This is a genomic window from Alkalicoccobacillus gibsonii, from assembly GCF_016798245.1.
Lineage (GTDB): Bacteria > Bacillota > Bacilli > Bacillales > Bacillaceae_D > Alkalicoccobacillus > Alkalicoccobacillus gibsonii.
In genome coordinates this window covers 586,727-599,958 of the sequence record NZ_JAEUZA010000001.1, presented here as the reverse complement: position 1 = coordinate 599,958, position 13,232 = coordinate 586,727, and the positions used below count along the sequence as shown (strand labels likewise).

Annotated in this window: 16 protein-coding genes; 1 reads left to right on the top strand and 15 read right to left on the bottom strand. The window is 39.8% G+C overall.

The window, feature by feature from the left end; all coding sequences use genetic code 11:
- Positions 1 to 4 precede the first annotated feature (4 nt).
- The 3 genes from dapB to JNO66_RS03295 form a co-directional block, all read right to left on the bottom strand.
- Positions 5 to 805: a 4-hydroxy-tetrahydrodipicolinate reductase gene (gene dapB, locus JNO66_RS03305; protein WP_203086772.1), complete on the bottom strand. Its 801-nt coding sequence runs from the start codon at positions 803 to 805 to the stop codon at positions 5 to 7.
- A gap of 203 nt (positions 806 to 1,008) precedes the next feature.
- Positions 1,009 to 1,179: a sporulation histidine kinase inhibitor Sda gene (gene sda, locus JNO66_RS03300; RefSeq protein WP_203086771.1), complete on the bottom strand. Its 171-nt coding sequence runs from the start codon at positions 1,177 to 1,179 to the stop codon at positions 1,009 to 1,011.
- A 120-nt stretch (positions 1,180 to 1,299) separates the two neighbouring features.
- Positions 1,300 to 1,497 (bottom strand): hypothetical protein, encoded by a 198-nt coding sequence (locus JNO66_RS03295; RefSeq protein ID WP_203086770.1) that lies wholly within the window; start codon positions 1,495 to 1,497, stop codon positions 1,300 to 1,302.
- 132 nt (positions 1,498 to 1,629) lie between these two features.
- Between JNO66_RS03295 and JNO66_RS03290 the strand changes: the two genes are divergently transcribed.
- Positions 1,630 to 2,499 (top strand): YitT family protein, encoded by an 870-nt coding sequence (locus JNO66_RS03290; protein ID WP_203086769.1) that lies wholly within the window; start codon positions 1,630 to 1,632, stop codon positions 2,497 to 2,499.
- A gap of 276 nt (positions 2,500 to 2,775) precedes the next feature.
- Here the strand turns inward: JNO66_RS03290 and JNO66_RS03285 are convergent, their stop codons facing one another.
- The 12 genes from JNO66_RS03285 to hisC form a co-directional block, all read right to left on the bottom strand.
- Entirely contained in the window at positions 2,776 to 3,450 is a 675-nt protein-coding gene (locus JNO66_RS03285) for a zinc metallopeptidase (protein ID WP_203087487.1), read from the bottom strand.
- A gap of 104 nt (positions 3,451 to 3,554) precedes the next feature.
- Positions 3,555 to 4,355 carry a sporulation protein YpjB gene (locus tag JNO66_RS03280; protein WP_203086768.1) on the bottom strand — a complete coding sequence of 267 codons (801 nt, stop codon included), beginning with the start codon at positions 4,353 to 4,355 and terminating at the stop codon, positions 3,555 to 3,557.
- Positions 4,356 to 4,430: 75 nt separating this feature from the next.
- Positions 4,431 to 5,027: a DUF1405 domain-containing protein gene (locus tag JNO66_RS03275; protein WP_203086767.1), complete on the bottom strand. Its 597-nt coding sequence runs from the start codon at positions 5,025 to 5,027 to the stop codon at positions 4,431 to 4,433.
- 118 nt (positions 5,028 to 5,145) lie between these two features.
- Positions 5,146 to 5,931, bottom strand: a complete 786-nt coding sequence (locus JNO66_RS03270) for a menaquinol-cytochrome c reductase cytochrome b/c subunit (protein WP_203086766.1) — start codon at positions 5,929 to 5,931, stop codon at positions 5,146 to 5,148.
- Between the two features lie 39 nt (positions 5,932 to 5,970).
- Positions 5,971 to 6,642: a menaquinol-cytochrome c reductase cytochrome b subunit gene (gene qcrB / locus JNO66_RS03265; protein ID WP_203086765.1), complete on the bottom strand. Its 672-nt coding sequence runs from the start codon at positions 6,640 to 6,642 to the stop codon at positions 5,971 to 5,973.
- Positions 6,643 to 6,657: 15 nt separating this feature from the next.
- A complete protein-coding gene (locus JNO66_RS03260) occupies positions 6,658 to 7,149 on the bottom strand; it encodes a Rieske 2Fe-2S domain-containing protein (protein WP_203086764.1) in 492 nt (163 codons plus the stop codon).
- 147 nt (positions 7,150 to 7,296) lie between these two features.
- A complete protein-coding gene (locus tag JNO66_RS03255) occupies positions 7,297 to 7,746 on the bottom strand; it encodes a DUF2487 family protein (protein ID WP_203086763.1) in 450 nt (149 codons plus the stop codon).
- Positions 7,747 to 7,801: 55 nt separating this feature from the next.
- Entirely contained in the window at positions 7,802 to 8,359 is a 558-nt protein-coding gene (locus JNO66_RS03250) for a ReoY family proteolytic degradation factor (protein WP_203086762.1), read from the bottom strand.
- 117 nt (positions 8,360 to 8,476) lie between these two features.
- Positions 8,477 to 9,727: a tetratricopeptide repeat protein gene (locus tag JNO66_RS03245; protein WP_203086761.1), complete on the bottom strand. Its 1,251-nt coding sequence runs from the start codon at positions 9,725 to 9,727 to the stop codon at positions 8,477 to 8,479.
- 20 nt (positions 9,728 to 9,747) lie between these two features.
- Positions 9,748 to 10,701, bottom strand: coding sequence for a hypothetical protein (locus JNO66_RS03240; RefSeq protein WP_203086760.1), 954 nt, complete (start codon positions 10,699 to 10,701; stop codon positions 9,748 to 9,750).
- Between the two features lie 277 nt (positions 10,702 to 10,978).
- Positions 10,979 to 12,109, bottom strand: coding sequence for a prephenate dehydrogenase (locus JNO66_RS03235; protein WP_373367154.1), 1,131 nt, complete (start codon positions 12,107 to 12,109; stop codon positions 10,979 to 10,981).
- A 4-nt stretch (positions 12,110 to 12,113) separates the two neighbouring features.
- Complete coding sequence (gene hisC / locus JNO66_RS03230) at positions 12,114 to 13,208, bottom strand: histidinol-phosphate transaminase (RefSeq protein ID WP_203086758.1); 1,095 nt, start codon at positions 13,206 to 13,208, stop codon at positions 12,114 to 12,116.
- Between the last annotated feature and the right edge of the window lie 24 nt (positions 13,209 to 13,232).

Here is a 13,232-nt window from a genome sequence, read left to right as displayed (position 1 = left end):
CCCTCTACTCGATAATATGTTCTAATCCGTATACCAATGTATCTAGTGAAAGAACCGTTTCCACTGATAAACGAACACCCGGCATAAAGGACGCGCGATTAATGGAATCATGACGGATCGTTAAGGTTTGACCTGGTCCACCAAAAATAACCTCTTGGTGAGCGACTAACCCAGGTAGACGAATACTATGAATGCGCATGCCTTCCATATCCGCCCCGCGTGCTCCTTGTAGATCTTCTGTTTCATTTTCGTGTCCTTGCTTTTTCGCTTCTCTTACTTCTGAAATTAATTGAGCCGTTTTATGAGCAGTTCCTGATGGTGCATCCAGCTTTCTATCATGATGCATTTCTAATATTTCTACATCTGGCATATAGCGAGCTGCCGTTTGTGCAAACTTCATCATTAAAATAGCACCTATGGCAAAATTAGGTGCAATAATCGCGCCTATGCCTTTATCCTCTGCCTTCGTGCGTAATCGATCAATCTCTTCTTGAGTAAAACCTGTTGTTCCGATAACTGGACGTACTCCATGATCTAAAGCAGCCTCAAGATGAATTTTCCCAATTTCTGGAGAGGTCAGATCAATTAATACGTCTGGCTTTTGTTCCGTAAAACATTGCTTAATATCTGTATAAACAGGAATGTCTAATTCCGGCATTCCATCTACTTCAGATAACCGCTTTCCATCATGTTTAGAATCAATCACAGCAACTAGTGAAAAATGTTCCGTTTCCTGAGTTAATGTAACGGCTTCCCGTCCCATATTCCCTCTAGGTCCTGCAATAACAAGTTTTATTTCATTCATCTTTATCACCCTTCTTCCAGTACTTCCAATTCAATCGCTTATGTAATGTTTGTTCAATTACCATGTTAGCGAATTACGTGCAATTTCGCAATTCTATAGCCGTATAATCCTGCTGAAAGCTTTTTAACGCTAAAAAACCCACCCTCTCAATTGAATAGGAGCAAGGCAGGCGATTAAATAGGTTTATGTACGTAGTGGTATGATTATTCTCTTTCCATAACATGTTCAAACTGAACTAACGTTTTATCAGATGAATCCGCTTCCTTTTTAATAAGTTCTTCACGGATTAATTGAATAAAGTCTTGATCATGATCATTTAATATTGCTTGCCTGTACGCAGCTCTTAACACTTCGACGGATAAATATTTGTCCACGGTCTAACCTCTCTTCTACAAAAATTTATACTGTCTCTTTTCCCAACTTAACATGACTTAAAACCTATAATGTTGAAAATAATATAAATGAAATTAATTTGACATCTTTCTGCAATACTTCTAGTTCTTTCGTCGTGCATTAACAAGGTCTACAAAGGCTATCACATTCCACAAACCAAGCACAAAACTTAAAATAATCACAAGAATTCCGGTCAGTTGGTCAATCACAGGCCATTTCGCTATGACTAACATGATGACACTCGCAAAGAACAGACTGTTTAAGCATAAGATAAAGAATAATGAAATAAATGACTTCATAATGATCACCTCACTCTCAATATATGCCTATATGTACAATTAAAATTGTGTGAGATAAGATCCTTTTAAAAATGAAACTAGCTTTTTCTTGAAATATTTTATAGAGTAATGAAGGGACAAAGGAGGAAAATTATGATCTATCAACATATTCGCAATCTCTTTTTTGTGATTGTCGGATCCGCACTAATGTCATTTGGACTTGTTTATTTTAATATGGAGAATTCGTTAGCAGATGGAGGATTTACTGGAGTCACACTCATTTTATTTTATGCATTTAATCTTAATCCAGCCATTTCGAATTTAGTTTTAAACATCCCCTTATTTTTTATTGGATGGAAGCTACTTGGCAGAACTACATTTATTTATACGATTGTAGGTACAGTTGCTGTATCTGTTTTTCTAGACCTGTTTCAACGGTTTCAACTAGTTTACATACCGCTTCACGATGACTTAACGTTAGCTGCATTATTTGCTGGAGCCTTTATAGGAGTTGGCTTAGGTCTTGTTTTCCGCTACGGTGGGACAACAGGAGGCGTTGATATTATCGCCAAGCTTTGTTTACGCTACTTTGGATGGAGTATCGGACGAACGATGTTTGTCTTTGATGCGTGCGTAATTGCTACATCGCTTCTCTATATTAATTATCGAGAGGTCATGTATACACTAGTTCTTGTTTTTATCGCAGCGCGAGTGATTGATTTTATACAAGAAGGTGCGTATTCCGCCAAAGCAGCCTTTATTATATCCGAACAGATTCCAGATATATCTGAAGCCATTTTAAGAGAAATGGGTCGGGGAGCGACTTCTTTAAAGGGGACAGGAAGCTTTACAGGCTCCGAGAAAGATGTATTGTATTGCGTTGTCGCAAGAAACGAATTAGCACGATTTAAAAACCTCGTTCAACGCATTGATCCACATGCCTTTGTTACCATCAGTAATGTAACAGATGTTAGTGGAGAAGGATTTACGTTAGATGAAAATAAGCAGCCATTACATCTTTAGAAAAAGGCGACTAGGACATGACTCAAAAATAAACGAGAAAATGGCGAATGATTCAATGAGCGAATCATTCGCCATTCGTGTCTTTTGCGAAACGAGCGAAAGGAGAACCCGAGACTCCTGCGGAAAAACACGTGTCTGAAGACTCAGCAGTGGTGTTCTTCCACGGATGAGGCTGAAGCCGTGTTTGCGGGTGCGAGGGATTCTCCTGTAGCGGATTGGTTACTATGTTCGTGTTTCCATAAGGATTTTACCGTTATCTCCTAACCTCTTTCGCGATTAGTCGTCATTCATATTCATAAACATTAAAACAAAACGAACAAGTTCAAGTAGGGCAACTAGCGCTCCTGCAACATACGTCATTGCAGCTGCATTTAGGACTTTTTTCGTTTCACGTTCTTCATTGTTTCGAATGATACCAGATGATACCATTTGCTCCATCGCACGATTACTTGCATTAAATTCAACCGGTAAAGTGACAAGCTGAAATAATACCGCAGCCGCCATAAAAATTATCCCAACAAAAACCAAATTTGAGATAGAGAAAATCATACCAGCAATCAAAAAGAAGAAGGAAGCATTTGAGCCCAAACTAGCAACTGGCGCAAGCGCGCTACGGAAGTTTAGAAACGAATAACTTTCAGCATCTTGAATCGCATGTCCCACCTCATGCGCTGCAACCGCTGCCCCTGCAACTGATGGTCTATGATAGTTTTCAGAGGACAACCGCACTGTTTTCGCGCGAGGATCATAGTGATCTGATAGCTGACCTTTTACTTCTTCAATTCGCACGTCAAATAATCCATTATCATCAAGAATTTTACGAGCAACCTCTGCTCCGGTCATATCTGCAGAATTACGAACCTGAGAATATTTGTTATACGCTTTTTTTACCCTGCTGCTTGCCCATATCGGAATAATGAGCAGTAAAGCAAAATAAACAAGAAAACTAATTGACACGATACACTCACCTCATCCTTTTACCTAGAATTACTATATGATTATAGTGTACTTAAAACGTCAGGAAAAGTCAAAGTGTAAGTATCCCAGCTACTACGTTACATTTTCTCTTTCTCTTTTTCCTTTTCTTGATGTTTCACTTGAGAAGCCGCATACTTTCTCCAGCCAACATAGGAAAGAGATACTATAATCATTCCACCAATTGTGAAGATCATCCACCATAAAGATGGATCCGCTTCTTCTTGATCATACTCTTCATACATCGTTTGGATATCTTCCTCTAGTTGAGCAGCATAAGCCGTTCTAGCACCCACGTCCAACTGCTTTTTTGAAGATAAGAACGTATCTAGCTGTGTATCAATAAAATACAGGTCACTTGCTGCTTGAATAGACAAAGCCGGACGAATGACTTGGTATTGACGATTAATCTCATTTAATTGTTGATAAAATACGTCAGATGTTTGATCTTCAGCTACCACTTTAAGCTCCTCTGCTGCTTTAAGAAGAGATGTTTCACTCAAAAGCCATAGAGGCTGACTGTTATTTGATACGGCATCAACAGCAAGTCTAAACGTTGTCACTCGATCTACCCGCTCCACCTGCTCCATATCTGATGATTGGAGAGCCACTTGAGCTTGTTGCAATGTGAGAGAGATGGCTTGTTCACTCTCTGTATCAAAAAAAGGTGACTGCTCGTGATTCACGTTTTGCCATGTATGATTAAATGATTCAAGTAATTGATTCGCTTCAGTTAAATTTTCTTGTTTAGTTAATTGCAGCACAAGATCTGCCGTCTTACTCACATCAGTCCAATGACTTTCAGAACTTGCTTGTACGTTCTGCACCCCTAACCACCCAAAACAAACAAGAAAAAGTAAGATTCCCTTTACGTATCGCACAGTATCCCTCCCCCATTCCTTACATCCTATGAAAGGTAGGACAAGAGTAGACCAGGAATTCTGAACTCAACTGCTTCAGAGCGACAGCTGTAAACGGTCCTTGCGAAGGCATAACCAATAGATACACCCTACTGAGAACAGACCAAGCCAGAACGTAAAATAGCCGATTTGCGAAAGATATGGCATTAGACCAGATGATAACCACGGGAACATGCCAAACACATAGTCGATGATGTCATTATGTACAGTCCAAATTAGGGCTACGATTAGGTGCCAAGGCTTTATTCGGAAATAGGGAGCATAGATAAGCGCTTGAATGGCCATACCAGCATGAGAAAGATTTAACATAATGATGTCTGACGTGAGCGGCGCTCCTGCCATAACCGAAGAACTATTCATCACGACGGCCCAAATTCCATATTTTATTAATGTAACGCCAGCTAACGCCTCAAATAGCGGCCAATTCGTTTTCAATAGAAAAGCGATAAGAACAAAGACAAAAAATAGGCTGGCTGTTGGACTATCAGGTACAAATGGGGTGAAATACCAAGGCGTAGCTTTTAATTGATTCCAATACCATACAAACCCGTAAATGGTGCCAGGAACGTTAATCAATAGGAGTAAAAGTAGAACGTACGGTTTTCTAAAATAAGATAAAATCGGTAGGATCATGAGATGCCCTTCTTTCCTTTTCAGGTAAAATAAAAAAGATGCCTACTACAATCATATATTAGACGCTAGCTTTTACCAGCATACTAAATTGATTTAAGTAGACATCCTTATTATACCCTTATTCTTCTACATCGCCATGATTTGCAATGTAATCTGCTAAAATTTCAAGCTCTTCTTCTGAGCCTTCAAATTGATCTGCAGGCATGGCACCCTGGCCATTATGAATCACATCAATAATTTCTTCTACAGATTTCTCTGTTTCAAGAAGGTTTGGTCCCATTGCCGTTCCTGATAATGTTTCCCCGTGACAATTTAAACATGTAGCTTGAGCTTGATAAATTTCATAACCCTGTGCTTCCATGTTGATGTCAACGTCACCTTCTTCAACTAATTGACCTTGCTGCGCAGCTGCAACCCAGTCATGTTGATCAACAGCTTCCCATGTTAGAAAAATGGTCGCAATAACCCCTAGCAGCATCATAGATGAAGCAATAGGTCTTCTTTGAGGACGACGTTCTTTGCCCGTATCAAGCCATGGAGCAAGTAACAATGCACCAAACGCAACCCCTGGGATAATGACCGTTCCGAGTACATTGTAGTCACCAGAAGCGTACGTATACTTTAATAATTGATACAGAAATAAGAAGTACCAGTCAGGTAACGGGATATACGCAGAGTTTGTTGGATCAGCTAATCCTTCAAGTGGTGCAGGGTGTGCAACGGTTAAACACAAGTACCCCATTAAAAACACAGCACCTACCATCCATTCACGTAATAAGAAGTTTGGCCAGAATGCCTCTGTTTTTCCAGGATACTCTGAGTAATCCTTTGGTATGTTTGGCTTTCTGCCATTCACTTTTACCCTGGAATCCCCAACAAATTTCATTCCTTTTCCTCGATGCATCTTGTTCCCTCCTTTTGCCGAGAATCACATGTTTTGTTCTTACAACGGTCCAGAGATCCCTTGTTTACGAATCATAAAGAAGTGAGCTCCTAGTAACCCAAGAAGTGCTGCCGGTAAAAAGAATACATGAATGGCAAAGAAACGAGTTAACGTTGCCGCACCAATAATGTTTCCACCTGCAAGCAATGTTTTTGTAAAGTCACCGATAATTGGCACACTTTCAGCAATCTGCAGTCCAACGACCGTTGCGAAGTACGCCTTGTTATCCCACGGCAGTAGGTAACCGGTAAAACCAAGACCTAACATAACGAAGAAAATTAACACACCTACAACCCAGTTTAATTCACGCGGTTTCTTATATGAACCTGTAAAGAAGACACGTAATGTATGTAAGAACATCATAACTATGACTAAACTAGCTCCCCAGTGATGCATTCCTCGTACAATGACCCCAAAAGCTACTTCGTTTTGTAAATAATATACGGAAGCATGGGCATTAATAATATCAGGAACATAATACATGGTTAAAAACATACCAGATAAGATCTGAATAACTGTTACAAAAAATGTCAATCCACCAAAACAATAAACAAATGCTGAGAAATGATGAGCAGGATTGACATGCTCAGGCACTTCATGGTCAGCGATATCTCGCCACATAGGCGTAATATCTAGACGTTCATCAACGTAATCATAAATTTTTTGAAGCATCCACTACGCCTCCCACTAAGTTTGCTGATTCACTTGTCCTACTGATACTCGTCCATCCTCAACTAATACTTCATACCTATCCAACGGACGTTGTGGAGGTAAATTCGGTACGTTTTTACCGTTTTTCTCAAATCTTCCTCCATGACATGGACAAGCAAATTCTCCTTGATCTTCCTGATACGCTACTGTACAGCCTAAATGGGTACAGGAAGAGGATAAGGCAATAACATCATCACCTTGTCTAAATATGTACGCTTCGTGTTGCACTTCTGACTCATACCAGGCGTCTACTTGATCATACGAAAAGACAAATCGTTGTGGTTCTTCAGTCAAGTCATCTAATTCACACACATAATGCATGTCTGATTCAGCACTTGCTTTCAAAGCCGGATCAAGGGCAAATCTTGCCATTGGCATTAGCATTCCTGCCGCCATAAATCCACCAACACCTGTAAGCGTATACGTCAAAAATTGTCGTCTTGACACTTTGTGCTCTTTCTCGCTCACGGTTCTCCCTCCTACCAACAGATTGTAAGCCCAATCATTGGACATAAAACGAAATAATACTAGGACAATGTAATGATACTACAACCGGTTTCATAGCGCAATATCTCATCATGGGCGGTTTGGTTCCGTTTTCATATAAATGTGACTTTATGACCACTTTTTTGTCAAAATTAAAGACAAATCTTGTGCAACATCTGAACAAAGATTTGTGCGATCTTTTGCACTTAATCCTTGTAATTGAATGGCTGGCACCCATTCAATCCGTTCTGATACATCTACCTCTCTCCAGTTGGAATCACTTGTCAAAAGTAAAATATGTTTTATCCCGTCTTTTTTCCAAGCCTCAATCCATGATTCTAACCGATTTACTTTATCTTCTATATTTTCACCAGAATAATAGGTAAAAGGCAGGCTGAGAAGCATTCTCCCTTGGTAAAGGCGCTCTAACTCCTGAGAGAGAATTTCAATATATTCACTTGCCATCGCCGCTTTTTTTTGCTCCTGTTGAAATCCGAGAGGCATAAGCGGAATTAATAGTGTATCAATGAATTCTTTCTCTTTCTGATACGTTTGAATATCTTTTGTTGTCCACTTCATCATCATTCACTCCTTTTTCTATGTAAAAACAAAAGGCTCTCAGGTTGAGAGCCTTCTACGTGCCATTATGCTCAGAGTCTAACAGACGAAGTGCTTCCGTATACTGAATGAACAGCGTTTGATCCCGCGTATCAAGTGCGTTATCAATTTGCTCTAAAAGCTTTTTCCGGTTAAACATGTACAAAGAATGAGAAAGCAATTGCTCGGCTTCATTCTCCATGACTTCAGCACGTTTTTGGTTTTCTGGTAAATACGGGTTATCTTCAAGAACCGCAAGATATAACGAGTAGCTTTTTGCCCCTTTAAAATGAAGTTCAATATAAATTTCTTCTGTTTGATTTAAGCGAATATCGTGAAATGCTTTTTCGGCATCCGTGGTGACATGCTGATTTTTTCTAAATGAAAAGGGAATGGTGCTTACACCCTGAGCAGATATAACAAGTGCTTTAGGTGTTTGTTCAGCTTGCTCAATAAAATGAACTCGTTCCATTAAGTTATCATCACTCATGAGGTAGTTTAACAGCCATGCGCATTCACGACGCTTAAGCTCATACTGTTTTAAGAAGCTTTTAAGAAAGTCCTTCTTTTCAACAACTGGAATCGTATTTCCCATTCCGTTCCCTCCTTTAAGATCATCCTGACAGCTCATCATTAACACTCGAAACAAGTTAGTTGCTATACACTACATTTCTGTGCGTTAGAAGAAAATCCTCTTTTTTGCTGAGATAATTTAGAATTCCTCAAGCAGCTCAATGATATCCATTCTTTCAGGCTTTTGTTCAAGAAGCTTTTTGAAGTACGTATAAGCCAAATCTCGTTTCCCATACTCCATCAGAAAGTGTGCATATTCTTCAAGAAAATCAACATCATCGCTAAATGCTTGAAGGGCCTCTTCGTACAATGGATAAGCTCTCTCATACTCATCTAACGAGCGTAATGCAAAGGCCTCGTACCAGTCGAGCATAGCGTCTTCTTCTCCGTAGGACCTTGCATGGGTGCATAGCTCAAGTAGCTCCTCAAATTGTTCATCGTGCCGTAAATAAGCTGCAAGTGTCTGTAGAGCTTCCATATTAGATGGATTTAACGCTAGAGCTTGACGAAGATTTGTTTCTCCCTGAATCGGATCCTGCTGTTTAAAGTTTATCTTACCAGCTAGCAAATAAAGCTGATCATTAAACTCATCTGTAGACATTCCATCTTTTAATACCTCAACTGCTTCCGTTAAGCGGTTCTCGGATTCATATGCTTTAGCCAGGTAAGGATATAAGCTCGTAAAGTCCGAATCGAGTGACTTGAGAGCTTCAAGCTGTTCAATGGCAACCGTCATATCTCCTGCTTGATACGCTGTAAATCCAAATCCGAATAACGCATCAGGAGTCATTGATTCATCAATACCCCGTTGGTAATAAATTAATGCATCCTCAAACTCACCCGTTGCACTAAAGGCTTCTGCAAGCTTAAGTTCTACGGGCACTCCTTTTAAATCTTCTTTTTGGTGCACCGCTTTTTTTAAATAGGGAATACTCTTTGCGTAATCGCCTCTTTCAAGATAGAACTCACCTAGGCCATAAGTGATAATCACTTCATCTGGTGCATGCTCACTTGCTGCTAAAAGCTTTTGTTCGGCAACTTCATCTAATGATTGCATTTGGTATAGGTCAGCGAGTAAAATTTGTGCCTGCAAATAAGACTCATCTGAAGGAGATATCTCCAGAAGTATTTCTATGGCTTCGTCCTCTCGGTCATCATCAATCATCATCTCAGCCGAAAAAACGGATAAACTACCTTCGTCAGGATAAAGTACCATTAGTTCATCAAGCAGCGCTTGTGCTTTTTGTGTGTGACCTAATTCATAAAATAGCTCGGCTACTGTAAATTTATCTTCATGATTATCGGTTTGACTAGCGCGTTCAAGCTTTTTTAACCCTTCTTCGGTTTGTCCTGCTTCAATTGCGCGAATCGCCTCTTTAATTATTGTCATGTAGTAATCAAATCCTCCGTTTATATTACTCGATTCAACTCATCCTGTACGTGCTGTGTGCCTATTGTAGACGAAGCATATTCAATTGACAATAAGCGTCTAGGCTTTAATATACTCAGTGAATTTCCTTGATTATTTAGGAAATAGGATGGCCCAGCCTTTAGTACTTGTCCACGACGGACAACAATTGCTGGCTCATCTTTATCATAATCAAGATTATCACTTGCCGCAACCATTCGGGCTCGCCTCGTCATATAATGATCCTTGTGCTGATGATATAACAGATAATCGGCATCGCTTCCGATCAATAGCTCACCTTTTGTTGGATATAATCCACTTTTTTGTAGCGTTTCCTTTGTCCAAATCTCATCTGTACCTGCTGTAGATATTCCATATTGCTTACAAAAATCCTTCCATTTTCGCTCAGTTACTTGGTTTTTAGAAGCCTGTCCACTATAACGTGGTAGCAGCATGGTTTGATAGCTCACTAATGCATCTGACAAGTGGCTCCAAGGAAGGTGACTTAATGTATCTTCATTTATCATGACTTGTAAAAACGGGATTTTTAAACGTCGGCATTGATGTAGAAGCGACGGTGTTAACAGTCGTAAGGGAATCGTTAGACCGATTACATAATCGAGAGTGCTTGTTTTCATTTGTTCGTGTGCCTCGTGAAAAGCTTTCGACAGATTCCTCTCACTTTGAGCGGCCTTAGTCACTGCTAGAGTCGTCACTCCGCATTGTAACCACTTACGCTCCATCTGCGTTCTTTCCATGGATTGATCCGATCGTAAAAAAGAGGATTCAAAGCCAACTTTACTAGGTGCCAACACAAAGGAGGATGACTCCACTCGCCAATTTTTCCAATATGGCATTCTTTCTTTTATATAATCAACCTTGCCATTTTTGATTACGTAAGAAAGCTTACACACTTGACCGTGTTTAATCCGTATCGCTTCATTTAACAAATACATTAGCCCGTCTCCTTACGTTAAAATCGTTATTAAGACAAGCTATGATGGTAAAAGAAAGAACAGAACAAAAAACAATATAGACTTTTTTTAAAGATGTATTGACAATGTAAGCGTTTTCTATATAATAAAGGTTAAGCGTATGGTTTCTCTCCACTCCTATCCATACTATTGAATCAGCACATTTGCTGACCCTGTTATTGTAAGCGCTATCGCTTTAAGTAACAGGGCTTTTTTTATGCAAAAAAGCCTCCAAGGCAAAACCCTTAGAGGCATCATTTTATAAAGTATAGCTTTCAAACGTGTGTAATCCAAGCTGCTCTTTTGCTTGTTCTCGGTCTTCTTCAGAACGGAAGCTTAAGCGCAGAACGCCCATAATATCTTCGCGAGTCTCTAAAATGCGAATGTTCGTTAAGCTGATATCAGATTGAGCAAGAATACTTGTTACATCTGAAATGGCACCTGGATGGTCGGGTACATCAACAAATAAGTCGTAAAACGCTGGAATGGCCCCTTTTTTTCGTTCAGGAAGCTTTTCACGAAAATGCTTTGCCTGCTCAAAATAAGAGAAAATCCCCTCACTGTCACTTGATTCGAGTAAAGACCTGACTTTTTGCATTTCCAGGTCCCAAGTGTCGAGTAATCGTAATAAACTCGACTGATTTTGCAATAAGATATCACGCCACATCTCAGGACTTGAGGAAGCAATTCGTGTAATATCACGGAATCCTCCAGCAGCAAGTCTTGTAACAGTTGGATTGCGATCTTCTTCTGTTTCCACATGATGAACTAAACTAGCCGCAATAATATGTGGGAAGTGACTGATCGCTCCTGTAATTTCATCATGCTTTTCTGGAGACATCTCAAGAAACGTTGCTTTTGTACCTTTAAGCCAATCCTTTAATGTATCCATCACTTGTGGAGAGGTAGCCTCATCAGGTGTGAACACATAAAAAGCGTTCTCGAACAAATGAACTTTAGCTGCACTCACACCACTTTTATGAGAGCCTGCCATAGGATGTCCACCAACAAAGGAGACCTTATTTTGTAATTCCTTTGCTTTAGCACATATGGTTTGTTTGGTGCTACCTACATCTGTAATAATCGCGCCTTCTTTAAAAGTAAAGCTTAACATGTCTGTTAGTAGCTTTTCTGATGCTGCCACAGGTACAGCAAGTACGATTAAGTCTGCGGTAGCTACAGCCATTTTTAAAGAATGTGCTTTTTCGTCAATAATACCGAGGGACACGGCCATTCTCACTTGATCTTCATTGATATCAAACCCAATCATTTTGACATCATGTTCTTTTCTAATTCCAAGGGCAATGGATCCTCCGATTAATCCAAGCCCAATGACTACTACTTCACGTTTCATCCATTTCACTCCAACATCTTTGTTCCTATGATTCAGATCCTTACTTGCGTTCTTGTAAAAGGTCTTCTAAAGCCTGTAATACACCAGCGTTTTCTTCTTCTGACCCAATCGATATTCGGATACACGTTGGGAACCCAAGTGCTTGTCCCGACCGAGTAATATACCCCTTCGACAGAAGAAACGCAAAAATATCATCACCAGGCATTTCTAAATCAATTAAGATAAAATTGGTTTGTGAAGGATAAAAGAACAGGTGATGTTTTTGACAGAATGCCTCAAACTTTTCAAGCTCTTCTCGATTTCTCTTAGCTGATTGCTCAACAAACTCTTGATCTTCAAGTGCTGCTATAGCTGCTGCATGCGCATAGGCCGTCGTATTAAAAGCAGGGCGCAGAGGTTCCATAACTTGAATGATCTCAGGGTGCGCGACTCCGTATCCAATTCGAAGCGATGCAAGTCCGTACGCCTTAGAGAAAGTACGTAGGATGACTAGGTTTTTATATTGATTTAATAATGGAATCGTATCAGGATAATCATCTGCCACTGTGTATTCAATATACGCTTCGTCACTAGCCACAATGACATGCTCAGGTACTTGACTTAAAAATTGTTCGAATTCCTCTTTCCCAATATAATTTCCGGACGGGTTATTCGGATTGCAAACCCAAACAATTTTTGTATGCTCATCAATTTGATTCAGCATCTCATTTAAATTATGTTCTCCAGCTTTTGTTAAAGGAACTTCGCGAATTTCTGCTCCTTCAATTGCTGCATTTAATTTATATTGAGAAAATGTTGGATCCGCAGTAATTGTATTATCATTTGGTGTTAAGAAGGCGCGGCAAAGAAACTGAATCACTTCATCTGTCCCGTTTCCAAAAATCAATTGATCTTCGTTAACGCTTAAATGACTTGCTACCTTTTTTCGTAACTCACCAGAATAACCATCCGGATAGATTGCAGAATTCATCACCGCATCAATAATGGCTTGTTTTGCATGTTCAGATGAACCATATGGATTTTCGTTAGATGCGAGTTTGATTACTTTCTTAAGTCCTAATTCTTCTTTCACTTCGCTAATTGGTTTACCCGGTTTATAAGCGGGCAGTCCGTAGAGCTGTGGTTTAGCCTGCATCATTGCACCTCTTTATCGTCTAAG

Bases quoted from the DNA above. Each gene is read 5' to 3' on its own strand.
- JNO66_RS03240 (WP_203086760.1), bottom strand. From the start codon at position 10,701: ATGTATTTGTTAAATGAAGCGATACGGATTAAACACGGTCAAGTGTGT.
- dapB (WP_203086772.1), bottom strand. From the start codon at position 805: ATGAATGAAATAAAACTTGTTATTGCAGGACCTAGAGGGAATATGGGA.
- JNO66_RS03290 (WP_203086769.1), top strand. From the start codon at position 1,630: ATGATCTATCAACATATTCGCAATCTCTTTTTTGTGATTGTCGGATCC.
- JNO66_RS03250 (WP_203086762.1), bottom strand. From the start codon at position 8,359: ATGGGAAATACGATTCCAGTTGTTGAAAAGAAGGACTTTCTTAAAAGC.
- JNO66_RS03255 (WP_203086763.1), bottom strand. From the start codon at position 7,746: ATGAAGTGGACAACAAAAGATATTCAAACGTATCAGAAAGAGAAAGAA.
- hisC (WP_203086758.1), bottom strand. From the start codon at position 13,208: ATGCAGGCTAAACCACAGCTCTACGGACTGCCCGCTTATAAACCGGGT.
- JNO66_RS03270 (WP_203086766.1), bottom strand. From the start codon at position 5,931: ATGCATCGAGGAAAAGGAATGAAATTTGTTGGGGATTCCAGGGTAAAA.
- JNO66_RS03275 (WP_203086767.1), bottom strand. From the start codon at position 5,027: ATGATCCTACCGATTTTATCTTATTTTAGAAAACCGTACGTTCTACTT.
- JNO66_RS03295 (WP_203086770.1), bottom strand. From the start codon at position 1,497: ATGAAGTCATTTATTTCATTATTCTTTATCTTATGCTTAAACAGTCTG.
- qcrB (WP_203086765.1), bottom strand. From the start codon at position 6,642: ATGCTTCAAAAAATTTATGATTACGTTGATGAACGTCTAGATATTACG.
- JNO66_RS03245 (WP_203086761.1), bottom strand. From the start codon at position 9,727: ATGACAATAATTAAAGAGGCGATTCGCGCAATTGAAGCAGGACAAACC.